At 69.1% G+C, this 16,544-nt stretch carries 16 protein-coding genes; 7 read left to right on the plus strand and 9 right to left on the minus strand.

Annotated elements, in window-relative coordinates; all coding sequences use genetic code 11:
• Positions 1–5 precede the first annotated feature (5 nt).
• The 3 genes from zwf to pgl are packed head-to-tail and all read left to right on the plus strand — an operon-like array spanning position 6 to position 3,171.
• Positions 6–1,535, plus strand: coding sequence for a glucose-6-phosphate dehydrogenase (zwf, locus tag MHN84_RS06110; protein ID WP_241203728.1), 1,530 nt, complete (start codon positions 6–8; stop codon positions 1,533–1,535).
• Positions 1,532–2,443, plus strand: coding sequence for a glucose-6-phosphate dehydrogenase assembly protein OpcA (gene opcA / locus MHN84_RS06115; protein WP_241203729.1), 912 nt, complete (start codon positions 1,532–1,534; stop codon positions 2,441–2,443). Before zwf ends, opcA begins: the two co-directional genes overlap by 4 nt.
• Entirely contained in the window at positions 2,440–3,171 is a 732-nt protein-coding gene (gene pgl, locus MHN84_RS06120) for a 6-phosphogluconolactonase (protein ID WP_241203730.1), read from the plus strand. Before opcA ends, pgl begins: the two co-directional genes overlap by 4 nt.
• Here pgl and MHN84_RS06125 read toward each other — a convergent pair.
• The 3 genes from MHN84_RS06125 to MHN84_RS06135 are packed head-to-tail and all read right to left on the minus strand — an operon-like array spanning position 3,168 to position 5,987.
• Positions 3,168–3,788, minus strand: a complete 621-nt coding sequence (locus tag MHN84_RS06125; RefSeq protein ID WP_241203731.1) for an LUD domain-containing protein — start codon at positions 3,786–3,788, stop codon at positions 3,168–3,170. The two genes, pgl and MHN84_RS06125, sit on opposite strands and share 4 nt — an antisense overlap.
• Positions 3,781–5,250, minus strand: coding sequence for a lactate utilization protein B (locus tag MHN84_RS06130; RefSeq protein WP_241203732.1), 1,470 nt, complete (start codon positions 5,248–5,250; stop codon positions 3,781–3,783). Before MHN84_RS06130 ends, MHN84_RS06125 begins: the two co-directional genes overlap by 8 nt.
• A complete protein-coding gene (locus MHN84_RS06135; protein ID WP_241203874.1) occupies positions 5,247–5,987 on the minus strand; it encodes a (Fe-S)-binding protein in 741 nt (246 codons plus the stop codon). The genes MHN84_RS06130 and MHN84_RS06135 overlap by 4 nt, the downstream gene beginning before the upstream one ends.
• A 55-nt stretch (positions 5,988–6,042) precedes the next feature.
• Between MHN84_RS06135 and MHN84_RS06140 the strand changes: the two genes are divergently transcribed.
• Entirely contained in the window at positions 6,043–6,417 is a 375-nt protein-coding gene (locus MHN84_RS06140) for an ATPase (RefSeq protein WP_241203733.1), read from the plus strand.
• Between the two features lie 6 nt (positions 6,418–6,423).
• Here MHN84_RS06140 and ppc read toward each other — a convergent pair whose 3' ends face one another.
• Entirely contained in the window at positions 6,424–9,228 is a 2,805-nt protein-coding gene (gene ppc, locus MHN84_RS06145; RefSeq protein WP_241203734.1) for a phosphoenolpyruvate carboxylase, read from the minus strand.
• Between the two features lie 60 nt (positions 9,229–9,288).
• Between ppc and MHN84_RS06150 the strand changes: the two genes are divergently transcribed.
• Positions 9,289–10,533, plus strand: coding sequence for an NAD(P)/FAD-dependent oxidoreductase (locus MHN84_RS06150; protein ID WP_241203735.1), 1,245 nt, complete (start codon positions 9,289–9,291; stop codon positions 10,531–10,533).
• Here the strand turns inward: MHN84_RS06150 and secG are convergent.
• From secG to MHN84_RS06175, 5 genes are all read right to left on the minus strand, one after another.
• The gene (gene secG, locus MHN84_RS06155; RefSeq protein WP_046361928.1) at positions 10,520–10,753 is read right to left on the minus strand and encodes a preprotein translocase subunit SecG; all 234 of its coding nucleotides are present in this window, start codon (positions 10,751–10,753) and stop codon (positions 10,520–10,522) included. The two genes, MHN84_RS06150 and secG, sit on opposite strands and share 14 nt — an antisense overlap.
• Positions 10,754–10,877: 124 nt before the next feature.
• The gene (tpiA, locus tag MHN84_RS06160; protein ID WP_241203736.1) at positions 10,878–11,663 is read right to left on the minus strand and encodes a triose-phosphate isomerase; all 786 of its coding nucleotides are present in this window, start codon (positions 11,661–11,663) and stop codon (positions 10,878–10,880) included.
• 20 nt (positions 11,664–11,683) lie between these two features.
• The gene (pgk, locus tag MHN84_RS06165; RefSeq protein ID WP_241203737.1) at positions 11,684–12,892 is read right to left on the minus strand and encodes a phosphoglycerate kinase; all 1,209 of its coding nucleotides are present in this window, start codon (positions 12,890–12,892) and stop codon (positions 11,684–11,686) included.
• Positions 12,893–12,896: 4 nt separating this feature from the next.
• Positions 12,897–13,919 (minus strand): type I glyceraldehyde-3-phosphate dehydrogenase, encoded by a 1,023-nt coding sequence (gap, locus tag MHN84_RS06170; protein ID WP_143817730.1) that lies wholly within the window; start codon positions 13,917–13,919, stop codon positions 12,897–12,899.
• A gap of 104 nt (positions 13,920–14,023) precedes the next feature.
• Positions 14,024–14,626, minus strand: coding sequence for an ABC transporter substrate-binding protein (locus MHN84_RS06175; protein WP_241203738.1), 603 nt, complete (start codon positions 14,624–14,626; stop codon positions 14,024–14,026).
• A 32-nt stretch (positions 14,627–14,658) separates the two neighbouring features.
• Here MHN84_RS06175 and MHN84_RS06180 point away from each other — a divergent pair, with 32 nt between their 5' ends.
• Positions 14,659–15,903, plus strand: a complete 1,245-nt coding sequence (locus MHN84_RS06180) for a threonine/serine exporter family protein (protein ID WP_241203739.1) — start codon at positions 14,659–14,661, stop codon at positions 15,901–15,903.
• Complete coding sequence (locus tag MHN84_RS06185) at positions 15,900–16,544, plus strand: hypothetical protein (RefSeq protein WP_241203740.1); 645 nt, start codon at positions 15,900–15,902, stop codon at positions 16,542–16,544. Before MHN84_RS06180 ends, MHN84_RS06185 begins: the two co-directional genes overlap by 4 nt.

Genomic DNA, 16,544 nt, shown 5'->3' on the forward strand with positions numbered 1-16,544 from the left:
GCGAGATGAGCGAAGCCTGGCAGAACCCGCTGCGGGACAAGCGCGACAAACGCATGCCCCGCATCGCGGGCCCGTGCTGTGTGGTGATCTTCGGTGTCACCGGGGATCTCGCCCGCAAGAAGCTGATGCCCGCGATCTACGACCTGGCCAATCGGGGGCTGCTGCCGCCGTCGTTCGCCCTGGTCGGTTTCGCGCGGCGGGACTGGGCCGACCAGGACTTCTCCCAGGTCGTCCTCGACGCGGTCAAGCAGCACGCCCGCACGCCGTTCCGCCAGGAGGTCTGGGACCGCTTGTCCGAAGGGGTGCGCTTCGTGCAGGGCACCTTCGACGACGAGAAAGCGTTCGAGAGCCTGGCCGAGACGCTGGGCAAGCTCGACGCCGAGCGCGGAACCGGCGGCAATCACGCGTTCTATCTGTCGATTCCGCCGAAGGCGTTTCCTCAGGTGCTCGAACAGCTCTCCCGTACCGGCCTGGCCAAGAAGCCCGAGGGCAGTTGGAGCCGCGTCGTCATCGAGAAGCCGTTCGGTCACGACCTGAAGAGCGCCGAAGAGCTCAACGCGATCGTCAACAACGTCTTCCCGGAGTCGTCGGTGTTCCGCATCGACCACTACCTCGGCAAGGAGACGGTGCAGAACATCCTGGCGTTGCGGTTCGCCAACGAGCTGTTCGAGCCGGTGTGGAACTCGCACTACGTGGACAGTGTGCAGATCACGATGGCCGAGGACATCGGGCTCGGCGGACGCGGCGGGTACTACGACGGTGTCGGCGCGGCCCGTGACGTGATCCAGAACCATCTGCTGCAGCTGCTGGCGCTGACAGCGATGGAGGAACCCGTCAGCTTCTCCCCCGACGAGCTGCAGGCGGAGAAGATCAAGGTGCTCTCGGCGAGCAAGCTGGCCGAGCCGCTCGACGAGACCACCTCGCGGGGTCAGTACACCGCGGGCTGGCAGGGGGGTGAGCGGGTGGTCGGGCTGCTGGAGGAGGAGGGATTCTCGAAGACTTCGACCACCGAGACGTTCGCCGCGATCACCGTCGACGTCGACACCCGCCGCTGGGCCGGTGTGCCGTTCTACCTGCGGACCGGAAAAAGGTTGGGCCGCAGGGTCACCGAGATCGCGCTGATCTTCAAGCGCGCCCCGCACCTGCCGTTCGACGCCACCATGACCGAAGAGCTGGGGCAGAACGCACTGGTGATCCGAGTCCAGCCGGACGAGGGCATCACGCTGCGCTTCGGGTCCAAGGTGCCGGGCAACATGATGGAAGTCCGCGATGTCAGCATGGACTTCTCCTACGGATCGGCGTTCGCCGAGGAATCGCCGGAAGCCTACGAGCGCCTGATCCTCGACGTCCTACTCGGCGAGCCGTCGCTGTTCCCGGTCAACCAGGAGGTCGAATTGGCCTGGCGCATCCTCGATCCCGCCCTCGAGTACTGGGCCTCGCATGGGAAGCCGGACCCCTACGAAGCGGGCGGGTGGGGTCCTGAATCCGCCTTCGAGATGTTGCGGCGCACCGGCCGGGAATGGAGGAGGCCGTGATCCTCGATCTGCCGGACACCACGACCGACGTCATCAACAAGAAGATCATCGCGCTGCGCGAAGAGGGCGGCGCGATCACGCTGGGTCGGGTGCTGACCCTGGTCATCGCCCCCACCACCGAGGCACTGCTCGAGGACTCGATCGAGGCGGCGAACGCGGCGAGCCGCGAGCATCCCTGTCGCGTCGTCGTCGTCGCGCCCGGTGACCGCCTCGCCGACAAGGCCAGGCTCGACGCACAGTTACGCGTGGGACGGGACGCAGGCGCGAACGAGGTCGTGTGCCTTCGCCTTTCCGGTCCGCTGGCCAACCACGCGAGCAGTGTGGTGATGCCGTTCCTGCTCCCCGACACCCCGGTGGTGACGTGGTGGCCCGACGTCGCACCCGATGTGCCCGCCGAGGATCCGCTGGGCAAACTCGCCATCCGGCGTATCACCGATGCCACCAACGGCACCGACCCGCTGGCATCGATCAAGGGGCGCCTCAAGGGTTACACGCCGGGTGATACCGACCTGGCATGGAGCCGGATCACGTACTGGCGGGCGCTGCTCACCTCGGCGGTCGACCTTCCCCCGCACGAGCCGATCACCTCGGCGCTGGTCTCCGGGCTGGCCACCGAGCCGGCGCTCGACGTGCTGGCCGGGTGGTTGGCCTACCGCATCGACGGGCCGGTGCGACGCGCGGTGGGTGAGCTGAAAGTGGAGCTGGTCCGCGACGGCGAGACGATCTCGCTGAGCCGACCCCAGGACGGAGTCACCGCGAAACTCACCCGCACGTCCCAACCGGAAGCACTGGTGCCGTTGGCGCGCAGGGAAACTCGCGAGTGCCTCGCAGAGGACATGCGGCGCCTCGACGCCGACGAGATCTACCACGAGGCCCTGCAGGGAATCGAGAAAGTGCAGTACGTGTGAATGCGACCGTGGAGCGCTACGCCGACAAAGACGCACTGGTCAAAGCCGCCGGGGATCGTCTGGTGGACACGATCACCGCGGCCGTCGCGGCTCGAGGACAGGCCAGCGTGGTGCTGACCGGCGGCGGCACCGGCATCGGACTGCTCGAGCGGGTCAAGGAGCGCAGCGGCGAGATCGACTGGTCGAAGGTGCACCTCTATTGGGGCGACGAGCGGTTCGTTCCCGCCGACGACGACGAGCGCAACGACAAGCAGGCCCGGGAGGCGTTGTTGGACGACATCGACATTCCGGCGGTCAACGTGCACGCGATGGCCGCCAGCGACGGCGAGTTCGGCGACGACCTCGACGCGGCGGCGGCAGGCTATGAGCAATTGCTGAACGAGACGTTCGTCGCCCCTGACCGCGAGTTCGACGTCCATCTGCTGGGTATGGGGCCCGAAGGACACATCAACTCACTGTTCCCCGACACCGACGCGGTCAAGGAGACCGAGCGCACGGTGGTCGGCGTGACCGACTCCCCCAAACCGCCGCCGCGCCGGATCACGTTGACCCTGCCCGCCGTTGCGCGTTCCCGCGAGGTGTGGTTGGTGGTCTCCGGCGAGGGCAAGGCCGATGCGGTGGCGGCCGCACTGGGCGGGGCCGCGCCGGTCGACCTGCCCGCCGCGGGCGCCGTCGGCCGCGAAGCGACGGTGTGGCTGCTCGACGAGGACGCGGCGAGCAAACTCTAGTCGACGACGATCACGTGCAGCGTGCGCGGACCGTGCACGCCCTCGACCCGGTCGAGCTCGATGTCGCTGGTGGCGCTCGGTCCGCTGATCCACGTCAACGGTCGAGTGTGCGCACCCGAATCGATGAGTCGCGCAACGGCGTTGGGCACGTCGTCGACGATCTGGGAGACCCGGACCACGCACACGTGCAGGTCGGGCACCAGGCTCACCGCCCGCCGGCCCTGGCCCGGGCCGTGGTCGAGCACGAGCGTCCCGGTGTTGGCGATCGCCACGGTCGCGGTGGTGACCACGGCATCCACGGCGTCGAGTTCATCGGCGCTCAGCTCGGTGTCGGAGACCCACGACGCGGCGTCCGGCCACGCCGCCTGGACCACGGCGTCGGCGACCACACTTCGGGCGCCGTGTAGCGCGGCGGCGACAACCGCGTCGACATCGGCCTCGGCGACCCGGTCGACACGGGCCCGGTAGTCGGCCACCCTGTCGCAGAACCGCGCCACCAGCTCCTGTTCGCCGGTCCCGACGTCAGCGCCGTAGCGCCACGGGATGTCGGCCGGCGCCGGCCGATCGGCCAGCGCAGCGCGGATCCGAGCGAGGATCGCTTCGCGTGCCTCACTCATGGCCGCCACCGGTGCGCTGCCACCACGACCGGAACGACTCCGTCGGCGGCACCGGCGCGTCGCGCGCCCCCGACCACGCGCTGGCGGGCCATGGCAGCCAGCGCAGTCGATCCTTACCGCCGAACAGCTTGCTGCGCATCATCTTCGCCCCGACGGCGGCGGTCTTCTCGAGAGCCTCGAGGCGCCGGTGGTCGGCGAGTAACCAACTCGCCGCCGTCATCGCCGCCTGCTCTGTCGACGGCAGCCCGTCGCGGTGCTCGTCGACCACGCGGGTCCGCAGGTGCACCAGCATCGACGGAATGTCGATGCGCACCGGGCAGACGTCGAAGCAGGCACCGCACAGACTCGACGCGTAGGGCAGCGATCTGTCGATCGCGCTCGCGGTGCCGCGCAGTTGCGGGGTCAACACGGCGCCGATCGGCCCGGGATACACCGAGCCGTAGGAGTGCCCACCCGTGCGTTCGTAGACGGGGCACACGTTGAGGCACGCCGAGCATCGGATGCATCGCAGCGCGTCGCGGCCGGCCGGATCGGCCAGCACGTCGGTGCGGCCGTTGTCGAGCAGCACGATGTGCACGGTGGTGGGCCCGTCGCCCGCAGCGGAGCCCGTCCAGATCGATGTGTACGGGTTCTCCCGCTCCCCGGTACTGCTGCGCGGCAGCACCTGCAACATCACCTCGAGGTCGCGCCACGACGGCAGCACCTTTTCGATTCCCACCACGGAGATCAGCGTGTCGGGCAGCGTCAGGCACATCCTCCCGTTGCCCTCCGACTCCACCACCACCAGGCTGCCGGTGTCGGCGATCGCGAAATTGGCACCCGAGACGGCCACCCGCGCCCGCAGGAACTTCTCCCGCAGATGCAGCCGTGCCGCCTCGGCGAGGCGACGCGGCTCGTCGGTGAGATCCGCGGGCGCGGGCCGGCCCACCCGGCCCATCTCGCGCAGGAAGATCTCGCGCACCTCGGCTCGATTGCGGTGGATCGCCGGGACAAGGATGTGACTCGGCCGGTCGTCGCCGAGCTGGACGATGAGTTCGGCCAGATCGGTTTCCCAGGCATCGATGCCGGCCTCGGCCAGCGCCTCGTTCAACTCGATCTCCTGAGTGGCCATCGACTTGACCTTGACGACCTCGGAGGCGCCCTGCGCCCGCACCAGCTCGACGACGATGCGGTTGGCCTCGGCAGCGTCGCGCGCCCAGTGCACGGTGGCCCCCGCCGCGGTGGCGTTGGCCTCGAACGCCTGCAGGTGTTCGTCGAGCCGGTGCAGCGCCGCGTCTTTGATCGCGGCTGCCGCCAGCCGCAGGTCCTCCCAGTTCGCGATCTCCGCGACGACGTTGGCGCGTTTGGCGCGAATCGTGCCGGTCGCGTGGGTCAGGTTGCGGCGCAGCACCGAATCGTCCAGGGCGGCCTTGGCCGCGACGGGGAAGGAGGGGAAACCGAGGAACCCGGGAGCTTCGGTCATGTCGGATGCTCCTCGGTGCCGGCGAGCACCTGCGCCAGGTGCAGGACCCGTACGCCGGACCGCTGGCGCGACAGCAGCCCACCGATGTGGGCGAGACACGAATTGTCGCCGGCGACAAGCACTTCGGCGCCGGTGTTGCGGACCGCGCGAGCTTTGTCCGAACCCATCGCGACAGACGTGTCGGCGTTCTTCGTCGCGAATGTGCCACCGAACCCGCAACACTGGTCGGCTTGTTCCAGCTCGATGAGCTCGAGGCCGCGGACCGCCTCGAGCAGCCGGCGGGGCCGGTCCCCCACCCCCAACAGACGCAGCGAGTGGCACGTCGGGTGGTAGGTGACCCGATGCGGGAAGTACGCCCCGACGTCGGTGACACCGAGCACGTCGACGAGGAACTCGGAGAGCTCGTAGACCCGCGGCGCGACGGCGGCCACCCGCGCCGCCAACTCCTCGTCGCCCGACCGGGCGGCGATCTCGCGGTGTTGGTGCCGCACCGATCCGACACAGGATCCCGAGGGTGCGACGACGACGTCGTGGTCGGCGAAGGCCGAGGTGAACGCACGGACGGCGGGTACGGCCTCGAGTGCGTACCCGGTGTTGGTGAACATCTGCCCACAACAGGTCTGGGCGCGTGGGAAGTCCACCTCGCAGCCCAGCCGGCGCAGAAGCCGGACAACGGCTTTCGGCGTCTCCGGCCACATCAGGTCGTTGTAGCAGGCGGCGAACAGCCCCACCCGCATGCTCATACGGACATCTTGACCACCGTATCCGACCGGGCGGGTCATACTGGCCGACATGGCAGATCGAAGCGGTAGGCCCGTGCGCACCGGGTCCGAGCGCATCCGCAAGCTGGCGCAGGCCGCGATGAACGCCGACGTCACCGTCGAACAGGTCGACACCATCCTGGAGGGGTTGAGCGAGACGCTGGAGGACCTGGACAAGTCCACGGGCAACCTGGATGCGACCCTGGCCCGCTTCAATGACACCATCAGCAGCATCGACGAGCTGGCTCCCCGCCTGATCGCAGTGGTCGACCGACTCGAGGGGATCGTGACACGGGTCGAGCGGATCGTCGGGGTGGGCGAATCGCTGGTCGCCCCGCTGGCCATCACCGATCAGGTCGTCCGCGGGGTCCTGGACAAAGTGAGGAAGGGCGCCGGGCTGGGCTGACCCGATCTAGCCGCTGTTGCGCAGCGCGGTGGCCAGCCCGCTCATCGTGAGCAGGATGCCCCGCTGGACCAGCTCGTCCTCGTCGCCGGAGCGGTAGCGGCGCAGCAGTTCGACCTGCAGGTGGTTCAGCGGCTCCAGGTAGGGGAAGCGGTTGAACACCGACCGTGCCAGCGCCGGATTGTCGGCGAGCAGATCGTCGTGACCGGTGATGAGCTCGTGCATCCTGATGGTGCGGGCGTGCTCGTCGACGATCTTGTCGAACACACGGTGTCGCAGCTCGACGTCGTCGACCAGTTCGGCGTAGCGCGCCGCCAACCCCAGGTCCGACTTCGCCAGCACCTGCGCCATGTTCGACAGCACCGTCGCGAAGAAGGGCCACCGCCGGTACAGGTCCTGCAGCACCTCCAGCCGCGCCTCGCTGTCGGGGCCGTCGCCGATGTAGTCCTCGAACGCGGTGCCGGTGCCGTACCAGCCGGGCAGCATGACCCGTGACTGGCTCCAGGCCAGCACCCACGGAATGGCCCGCAGGTCGGAGATCGACGTGGTGGGCTTGCGCGAGGTCGGCCTGCTCCCGATGTTCAGGGCGCCGATCTCGCTGACCGGCGTCGAGGCCTTGAAGTAATCGACGAAACCCGGTGTCTCGTGGACCAATTCGGCGTAGGCGCGCTGCGCACGCGCTGCCAGGTCGTCGAGAACGGCGTAGGCCGGTTCTGCCTCGTCGCCCAGACCTTCGACGTCGAGCAGGGTGGCCTCCAGCGTGGCGGCCAGCAGCGTCTCCAGGTTGCGGTGCGCGAGACGGGGTTCGGCGTACTTCGCGCCGATCACCTCGCCCTGCTCGGTGATGCGCAGTGACCCGTTCACCGCGCCCGGCGGCTGGGCCAGGATCGCGTCGTAGCTCGGACCCCCGCCGCGTCCGACGGTGCCACCGCGTCCGTGGAAGAGCCGCAACCGGATTCCTGCGGTGCGCGCCGTCTCCACGAGGTCCAGCTCGGCCCGGTACAGCGCCCAGTTCGCGGCGAGGTACCCGCCGTCCTTGTTCGAGTCGGAGTAGCCGAGCATCACCTCCTGGCTGTCCCCGCGTGCGGCCACGACGGCCCGGTACAGCGGAAGGTCCAGGGCAGCCTGCAGGATCGCCGAGCCGCGCTGCAGGTCGTCGATCGTCTCGAACAGCGGCACGATGCCGACCGGCGCATAGGGGTGCTCCCCCGACGCGTCGAGCAGCCCAGCCTCCTTGAGCAGCAGCGCCGCCTCGAGCATGTCCGACACCGACTGACACATCGAGATGATGTAGTTGGGCACCGCGGCGGGCCCGAACACGCGCACCGCGCGCGCGGCGGCGATCACGATGTCGAGTTCCTTGCGGGCCAGATCCGACAGCTGTGCACCCGGGCCGATCAGCGGGCGGCGGGTGGCGAGCTCGGCGGCGAGCAACTCGACCCGCTCGTCCTCGCCCAGCGACGCGTAGTCGGCGTGCACGCCGGCCCAGGCCAGCAGCTCGGCGACCACCTCCTCGTGCATGTCGGAGTTCTGCCGCATGTCCAGACCGCTGAGGTGAAAACCGAAGACGCGCACCGCTTCCCGCAGCCGAGCCAGGCGATCATCGGCGACCACCGCGCTGCCGTTGGCCCGCAGCGACGCATCGACGATGTCGAGGTCGGCGGACAGCTCGGCGGGCGTGTCATAGGGCGCCATGCCGAGGTCGAGTTGGTGTTCGGGTTGCCGGTCCAGGATCTGACCGGCGGTGGCGGTCAACCGCGCGTGCACGACGCGCAGCGCGCGCCGGTAGGGCTCGTCGGCGCGGGCCGGCTCGGTGCACGCATCGGCCAGGGCGGCCAGCTCCTCGCTGACGTGGACCAGCCGGACGGACATCGACAGTTCCTGCTCGAGAGTGCTGAGCTCGGCGAAGTAGTGCGCGAACGCGGTGTACGCCGCGCTCCCGGTCGCCATCCGCACGATCTCGGCCGTGACGTTCGGGTTGCCGTCGCGGTCACCGCCGATCCAGGACCCTGGGCGCAGGATCGGCTCGGCCAGCAGGTCCGCGTCGGGCCAGCGGCTCTGCAGCGCCGCGCGCACCTCGGCGTTGACCCGCGGTATGACGTCGAGGAACGCCGCCGGGTAATACCGCAGACCTGTCTCGATCTCGTCGGAGATCTTCAAGCGCGACAACCGGATCAGCGCGGTCTGCCACAGCGTGAGGATGTGGCGACGCAGCTCGCGCTCGATGTCGCGGCCGTCTTCGGTGTGGGTGAGCCCGCGCAGCCGCATCCGCATCAACTCGGTGATGCGGTGCTGGGTGTCGAACACGGTGCGGCGCCGCGTCTCGGTGGGGTGCGCCGTGATGACCGGGGCGACCAGCGCGCCCGCGAGCGCGTCCGCCACCTCCGTGCTGTCGAGGTCGGCGTCGTCGAGCTTGCGGTAGGTCGCGGCAAGGGTGCTGTCCTGCGGGGGTTCCCCGGCCGCCTCGTGCACGGCGCGACGGCGTTCGCGGTGGATGTCCTCGGCGACGTTGGCCAGCAGCGCGAAATGGGTGAACGCGCGGATCACCGGGATCGCCCGACGGGCGTCGATGCCGTCGAACAGCTGCGCGAGCTCCGAGCGGTCGATCTCCGAGCGGCGCACCCGGAACGACTCGACCCGGGCCTGCTCGATCAGTCCGAACGTCTCGTCGCCGTTCTGTTCGCGCACGGTGTCGCCGAGGATCGCGCCGAGCAGGCGGATGTCCTCCCGCATCGGTTCGGTGGCTTCGCGCCCCACCTGCGTGCGCTGGACGGCTCCGATGGGTTCGAGCAGGCTGTCGGTTGTCGGCGGCATGGTGCCCAGTATCGACGCAGCCAGAAGGGGACGCACGGCGAGCCACGGTAGCGTGGCCGGATGAGCGTCACCGAAGCTGAGGTCCTGGTGGTCGGCGCCGGTCTGGCCGGGTTGCGGTGCGCATCGATGCTGGCCGACGCGGGGCGTGAGGTGCAGCTGTGGGAGGCCGCCGACGACGTGGGCGGCCGCATCCGAACCGATGTCGTCGACGGATTCCGCTGCGACCGCGGTTTCCAGGTGCTCAATCCCGCCTATCCGGAACTGGACCGCTGCATCGACCTCGCGGCGCTGCAGCTGCAACCGTTCGGCGCGGGGGTGGGGGTGCGCCGGCAGCGCGGCGACGTCGTGCTGGCGCACCCGCTGCGGGCGCCGTCGCGCGTACCGGCGATGCTGGCGCGCCGAGCGGTCTCCCCCAAGGACGTGCTGGCGGTGGCGCGCTGGGCCCATGACGCACTGCGGCCGGGGCATCTCAAGCGAGGCGGCGACACCTCGCTCTCGGCGGCGCTGGACCGCAGCGGCGTCTCCGGTGAGCTGCGCCGCGTGATCGACACGTTCCTGTCCGGGGTCGTGCTCGACGATTCGGGGGACACGTCGAACGCGTTCGCGCTGCTGCTGGTGCGCACGTTCGCGCTCGGCGTGCCGTCGCTGCCGGCAGAGGGCATGGCGGCGCTTCCCCGCCAGCTCGCAGCACCGCTCGGCGATCGTGTGGTCCTGCACCGCCGGGTCGTCGAGATCACGCGGGCGGGCGCCGGGTGGCTGGTGCGCGCCGAGGACGGAAGCACGGTGGACGCGCGAGAGGTGGTGGTCGCGACGGACGCGCCCCGGGCCGCGCAGTGGATCGACGGCACCCCCGCCGGGATGCACGGCGTCGTCACCGACTGGTGGGCCACCGATCAGCCGTGGCACGGTCCGCCCATGCTGTGGGTGGACGGCAGGCCGGGAGCGACGGGACCGGTGGTGAACACCGCCGTCATCAGCGCCGCAGCACCCAGCTATGCGCCGCCGGGGCGGCACCTGGTCGCCGCGTCAGCGCTGCTGGGGCCGCGACATCCCGAGCCCCGTGAAGAGCAGATGCGCGCGCATGCGGCGACGATCCTCGGGGTGACCGGGACGGATTGGCAGCCGGTGATCCGGCACGTGGTGCGCGACGCACTGCCGCCCCAGCTGCCGCCACTGGTGGTGCGCAAACCGGTACGCGACCCGTCGGGCCTGTGGGTGTGCGGCGACCACCGCGACACGGCCTCGATTCAGGGAGCGCTGGTCAGCGGGCGGCGAGCCGCCGAGGCGGTGCTCAGCTGTACTTGATCTGCAGCGCCATGCCGATGATCGAGACCACCCAGATGCCGGTGATGAACAGCGTCAACCGGTCCAGGTTCTTCTCGACCACGGTGGAGCCCGAGAGGCTGGATTGGACGCCGCCACCGAAGAGGCTGGACAGACCGCCACCCTTGGCACGGTGCAGCAGAACCAAGAGCACGACCAGCACGCTGGTCACGACCAGGATGATCTGCAGGGCCAATTCCATGGCCGCCAGACTACAGGGCGCTGATCACCGGCAGCCAATCACGCCCCGGTCGCGCCGAGATCGGCGAAAAGGCGTGCCCGTCTCGAAAATCTACGCCCGAACATCGGTTTGGGCGTCGTTCAGGTCAGGGCAGCGGGCCGCCCGCGGCGATCGCCGACAGCGTGGCGAACTGCTCGCCGTCCAGTGAGGCCCCGCCGACCAGCGCACCGTCCACATCGCCCTGCCCGATGAGCTCGCCGATGTTCTTGGCGTTCACCGAGCCGCCGTAGAGCACGCGCACCCCCGCCGCGATCTCCGCAGACGCGAGCTCCCCCAGTTCCTTGCGGATGGCGGCACACACCTCCTGCGCGTCGGCGGCGCTCGCGACCCGGCCGGTACCGATCGCCCACACCGGCTCGTAGGCGATGACGGTCTTGCTGATCTGCTCGGCGGACAGCCCGGCCAGTGAACCGCGCAGCGACGTCACGTTGAACTCGACGTGGTCGCCCGCCTCACGCACCTCGAGCGGCTCACCGATGCAGACGATCGGGGTCAGCCCGTGCCTGAGTGCGGCCGCGGCCTTGGCGGCCACCAGCGCGTCGTCCTCGTGGTGATAGGTGCGGCGCTCCGAGTGTCCGACGACGGCGAAGGTGCACCCCAGCTTGGCCAGGAACGCACCGCTGATCTCACCGGTGTAGGCGCCCGAGTCGTGCTGCGAGACGTCTTGGGCCCCATAGGTGAGCCGCAGCTTGTCGCCGTCGACGAGCGTCTGCACGCTGCGCAGGTCCGTGAACGGCGGGATCACCGTCACGTCGACCCGGTCGAAGTACTTGTCCGGCAACGAGAATGCGATCTTCTGCACCAGCGCGATCGCCTCGAAGTGGTTCAGGTTCATCTTCCAGTTGCCGGCGATCAGCGGCTTACGGGACACGTGCGTCTCCTAATCAAGTACTACTGAAGAACTTCGATACCGGGCAGTTGTTTGCCCTCAAGGTATTCCAGCGACGCACCGCCACCGGTGGAAATGTGCGAGAAACCGTCCTCGGGCAGGCCGAGTTGGCGCACCGCGGCCGCCGAGTCACCGCCGCCGACGACGCTGAACGCGCCCTTGCCGGTCGCCCCGATGATGGCCTCGGCCACACCCTTGGTGCCGGCGGCGAACGCCGGGAACTCGAACACACCCATCGGGCCGTTCCAGAAGATCGTCTTGGCGTTCGACAGCAGCGCCGCGAACCGCTTCACCGACTCCGGTCCGATGTCCAGGCCCATCTTGGCGTCGGGGATCGCGTCGGCCGCCACCGTCTCCGCCGGCGAATCGGCTGCGAACTTCTCAGCGACGACGATGTCGACCGGCAGGTGCAGCACGTCGCCGTAATCGTCGAGCAGCTTTCGGCACGTGTCGATCATGGACTCTTCTAGCAGCGAGCTACCGACCGAAAGCCCCTGCGCGGCAAGGAAAGTGAAGCACATGCCACCGCCGATGATCAGGCTGTCGGCCTTGGTGGCGAGGTTCTCGATCACGGCGAGCTTGTCCGAGACCTTCGACCCGCCCAGCACCACGGCGTAGGGCCGCTGCGTCGATTCGGTGAGCTGGGCGAGCACCTTGACCTCGGTGTCGACCAGCGTGCCCGCGTAATGGGGCAGCAGCGTCGCGACGTCGTACACCGACGCCTGCTTGCGGTGCACCACACCGAAGCCGTCGGAAACGAAAGCACCATCCTCGCCGACGAGCTCGACGAGCGCCTTGGCCAACGCCAGCCGCTCGGCGTCGTCCTTGCTGGTCTCCCGCGGATCGAAGCGGATGTTCTCGAGCAGCAGGATGTCGCCGTCGGTCAGACCCTCGGCGCGGGCCAGGGCGTCGCTACCGACCACGTCACCGGCGAGCTGGACGTGCCGACCGAGCTTGTCGGCCAGCGCCGCGGCCACCGGCTTCAGCGAGAACTTCGGGTCGGGTTCACCTTTGGGCCGGCCCAGGTGCGCGGTCACGACGACCTTGGCGCCCGCGTCGCTGAGTGCCTTCAATGTCGGCACGGACGCGATGATCCGGCCCGGATCGGTGATGGTGTCGCCGTCGAGGGGGACGTTCAGGTCGGAGCGCACGAGCACGCCCCGCCCCGAAACTCCCTCTGCGAGCAGGTCTTCGAGGGATTTGATCGCCATCGGGCTACAGCGACTTGCCGACCAGGCCGACGAGGTCGACCAGCCGGTTGGAGTAGCCCCACTCGTTGTCGTACCAGGACACGACCTTGGCCTGGTTGTCGATGACCTTGGTCAGCCCGGCGTCGAAGATCGAGCTGTGCGGGTCGGTGACGATGTCGCTGGACACGATCGGCGCGTCGTAGTACTTGAGGATGCCCTTGAGCGGGCCGTCGGCGGCGGCCTTCATCGCCGCGTTGATCTCGTCGGCCGACGCGGCCTTCGACAACTCGGCGGTCAGGTCCGTGCACGACCCGGTCGGGATCGGCACGCGCAGCGCGTAGCCGTCGAGCTTGCCCTTGAGCTCGGGCAGCACCAGGCCGATGGCCTTGGCGGCACCGGTCGAGGTCGGCACGATGTTCAGCGCGGCAGCGCGGGCACGGCGCAGATCCTTGTGCGGGCCGTCCTGCAGGTTCTGGTCCTGGGTGTAGGCGTGCACCGTGGTCATCAGGCCCTTGACGATGCCGAACTCGTCGTTGAGCACCTTGGCCAGCGGGCCGAGGCAGTTCGTGGTGCAGGAGGCGTTGGAGATGATGTTCTGGCTGCCGTCGTACTTGTCGTCGTTGACGCCGAGCACGATCGTGATGTCCTCGTCGCTCGCGGGCGCGGAGATGATCACCTTCTTGGCGCCGGCGTCGAGGTGGCCCTGCGCCTTGGCGCGGGCGGTGAAGATGCCGGTGGACTCGACGACGACGTCGACACCCAGGTCACCCCAGGGAAGGGCGGACGGTCCCTCTTTGACTTCGAGCGCCTTGATCTTGACGTCACCGACGACGATCGTGTCGTCGCCCTCCAGCCCGACCTCATAGGGCAACCGGCCCAGGATCGAGTCGAACTTCAGCAGGTGGGCCAGCGACGCGTTGTCGGTGAGGTCGTTGACCGCGATGATCTCGATGTCCGTGTTCTTGCCCGCCTGCTTCTGCGCGTCCAGGGCGCGGAAGAAGTTGCGCCCGATACGGCCGAAACCGTTCACGCCTACCCGGATCGTCACGTCAGTCTCCTACTCGGTTCGTTGAACTTCTCGCAGTCGTTGAAACACTCGCAGCCAGCCTAGTGCGTGGCGTTGTGCATGCGCGCGGTTGCCCCGGGACTGCTCTAGTGCACCGCCGCGGCCTGGTCGACGAAGGGATTGCCGAGCCACTTCCGGCGCAGCCGCTGCAGCGTGCCGTCCTCCTCCAGCTCTGCCTGCCCCACCTGCAGACGCGCCAGCAGCGCGGTGTCCTCCCCCGCCACCGCGATCGCGATCTCGTCGACCGACAGCCCCCGCGCCACCACCTCGACGTCGGGCACGTCACGGACCAGTTCACCGAGGACCGGCGCGAGGTCGATCAGCGCGTCACAGGCGCCCGAGGCCAGGTCGGCGACCGCGGCGACGAGCCCGCCGCGGTCACAGCGGCGCACCGTCAGCCCGTCGAGGTCGGCCGCCGAGTGCACGTGCGGCAGGCGGCGGGTGTTCACCGCGAGCCCGTCGCCGGTGATCACGTACGGGGGCAGGAAGGCCAGACCCTCGCTGCCGGTCGTCAGCCCGCCGAGGATGCAGTCGAACTCCCCCGCAGCGGCGACGCTCTCGACGGGCGTGGTGACGACGTCGTCGCCGAGGCGCTCGCCCAACGCGGAGATCAGGTCGACGTCCAGACCGCCGTCCTCGGCAGTGAAGGGTGGGTACGGCCCGACCAGCCCCGCCCGCAATGTGCCCATGACCCCACCGTAAGGGGTTTACTGTGCGCCCGGTGGGAGACGAATCGACAGACATGCGGGCGAGCCCGACGCTGTTCCTCACCCGTCTGGGCGCGGCGATGATCGCCGCCGGATATCCGATCGGGACCGTGCGCACGACGCTGGCCACCTGCGCCGGCAGCTACGGCGTCACGGGCGAGATGCTGGTGCTGCCCAACCACATCCAGTTGAGCGGCGGCGACTCGCTGGAGATGAAAAGCGCCGAGGTCGAGGTGCGCTTCGACCAGACCTTTCCGCTGGCCACCCTGGTCGGGCAGGCCCGTCGCGGCGAGATCAGCCCGGTTGACGGCCTCGCCGAGCTGGCCCGCATCGACGCGATGGACGCCCGCTTCGGCTCGTGGGCATTCGTGCTCGGCTACACGCTGCAGAGCGCAGCGTTCGCCCTCATCCTGCAGCCCAACCTGGTGGCACTCGGCGCGGCCACGCTGTTCGGGTTCGGTGTCGGGGTGGCCGGCGTGCTGGCCCGCCGCAGCGAACCGCTGACCCAGCTCCTTCCCGTGCTCGCGGCGTTCACCGTCGCGCTGTGCTCGTTCAGCCTGGGCCGCCTGCTGCATCTGGGCGAGGGCAGCCTGAGGGCACTGGCCCCGGCACTGGTGATGTTCCTGCCCGGCACCGCGATCACGCTGGCGGTCATCGAGCTCAGCACCCGCGACATGATCTCGGGCTCGGCCCGTTTGATCGCCGGCGCAATGCGGTTGGCGCAGTTGGCTTTCGGCATCCTCATCGCCGCCCAGCTGGTCGGTCTCACCGCGAGCGAACTCAGCGTGGCGGTGGTGGACCGGTTCGGGCCGTGGGCGCCGTGGGTGGGCTGCGCGCTCTACGCCGTCGGCCTCTTCCTGTACCACGGCCCGCCGACCCGCTTCATGGGCTGGATGCTGGTGATCCTGTTCGTCTCCTACGCCGGTCAGCTCGCCGGCAACGCGACGCTGGGGAGTTACGCCAGTGGTTTCGGCGGCGGACTGGCGCTGGCGCTGTGCGCGCTGTTCGTGGCGCGCCGGCCGAACACCCCGTCGGCCGCCACGCTGCTGCTGCCCGGGTTCTGGCTGCTCGTGCCCGGCTCGCTGGGGTTCATCGGCGTCACGGAGTTGATCGGCAACGACAGCTCCGACGCCGTCGGGGTCACGGTGATCTCGATGATCTCGATCGCCCTCGGCATCCAGGCAGGGCTGCTGGTGTGGAGTGCGTGTCGGCAGTTGCCTGCCGCGCTCGGGCGCGGAGCGCGATACTGCCGTCCATGACCGATTGGGTGATCCCGGCGATCACCGCCTCAGCCAGCCTGCTCGGCACCATGGTGGGCGGGATCGCGACGTACTGGACGGCGAAGAAGACGCACGAGCGCCAGAGCGTGGTCGACGAGGAACGGCAACGGTTCGACCTGTTGCGGGATACGACTATCCGTTTCATCGCCGCGATGACGGAGATCTCGGTGGCCAGTACCGGGCTCACACAGCTGTCCGCGGAGTGGGCGGAGATGACCAAGAAGCTGGCCCGCACCACCGACCGCGAGGAATTCCTGGCGCTGGCGCGCGAGTCCGACCCGTCGATCCCCGAGAGCATGGATCGGCTGGCCGTGCTGTTCCGGGTGGTGCGCGCCACCGGGGTGCTCGAGGACGACGTCAAGCGCGCCATCACGCTGCTGACCGAACTGCGCCTGGTCGCGCCGAGCGACATCGCCGACAGTGCGCAGCGCGTCATCTACACCGCGTTCGCCCAGGAGATCACCAGTGCCCTGTCCCTGGAGCAGCGCAACGCGGCCACCGACGCGTTCAACTCCTCGATCAACGACTTCGTCAACCGGGTGCGCCACTACATGCACGTCGAGGACCACGAGTTCGACGCGATCGACCGGGACACGCTCGAGCACCTGCTCGAACGCTAG

This window comes from Mycobacterium sp. PSTR-4-N, from assembly GCF_022348085.1.
GTDB lineage: Bacteria > Actinomycetota > Actinomycetes > Mycobacteriales > Mycobacteriaceae > Mycobacterium.